Source organism: Mesorhizobium sp. M7A.F.Ca.US.005.03.2.1, from assembly GCF_003997795.1.
Taxonomy (GTDB): domain Bacteria; phylum Pseudomonadota; class Alphaproteobacteria; order Rhizobiales; family Rhizobiaceae; genus Mesorhizobium; species Mesorhizobium ciceri.
Map to the genome: position 1 here is coordinate 1 of NZ_RZRP01001425.1, position 816 is coordinate 816.

The following is an 816-nucleotide window of genomic DNA, read 5'->3' on the forward strand; positions in this document are numbered from 1 at the left end:
ATCATGGGGAGATGTGGAAGCCGATCATGAGCGCTCCGTTTGGTCGCGAACTCGAACTCGCCGTCTTCGACGAGGAGGGCGAACATGCGCTCGTATTTCCCTGTATAAAAGGCCGGCAGGGTTGGAAGCACGCCGGGACTGGCGTGCGCGTCGATATCCGCCCGTCGCGATACGCTTATCCAGACCGGCGTCGGCGTCGACTTCCACAATCCAGACGCCGTCCTTCGGCATGTGCTGGGCTGCGAATTCCTGGTCCGAGGCGGGCGCGAGGATGACCGACTTGTGGCTGTTGCCCACGATTTCACGTCAGCCTTCCTCGCGCCGGTCTTGCCCGCCTCGTATTTCACTTCATTATCCTGCCCGCCAGCAACCTTCGCGCGGTCCTCATTGCGTCCACGGGTTGTTCCAGTACTGGCCATTTCGTCCTCCAAAGGATTGCCATTCCAGACCCGATAACGCCGCCAGACTCTTCCGGTTCAATCTGTCGACTACCGCTTTGAACCGAATTCCACGCACACGATTGAATCGAGCCATGAATTCGAGTTCGACAAGTTGATGGGTATCGCGCTCAGGTCGCGATTCCGGCCCATGTTGCATGTCGCGCGGCCTGACCAGTCCTGCCAGAGCTCACGATGGCGGACTCGGCGCCGAAAAGCGCCGCGAGCCGAGATGCCATATCATAACGCCAATGTGCGTGTGAGCCCGCGAGCAAGGAAACGACCGACATGTCTTTGACCGGACACGGTCATCGAGCGCAGGCTAAGCCGGTCCGTCGCCTACCGGCCTAAGCGCTCTTCACTTGGCCCGCTGTTAAAC

General features: G+C 59.9%; 1 protein-coding gene and 2 pseudogenes. All 3 read right to left on the bottom strand.

Translation table 11 applies throughout. The annotated features are described in order from the left end of the window. A partial coding sequence (locus tag EN991_RS40530) for a hypothetical protein (RefSeq protein WP_206519362.1) occupies window positions 1–209 on the bottom strand: 209 nt, incomplete at its 3' end. After that, window positions 181–282 (bottom strand): annotated as a pseudogene (locus EN991_RS41485) (cytochrome oxidase); the annotation flags it as partial. The pseudogene EN991_RS41485 and the gene EN991_RS40530, both read right to left, overlap by 29 nt. 38 nt (window positions 283–320) lie before the next feature. Then, window positions 321–419: pseudogene (locus tag EN991_RS41490) on the bottom strand (DUF3606 domain-containing protein); the annotation flags it as partial. Between the last annotated feature and the right edge of the window lie 397 nt (window positions 420–816).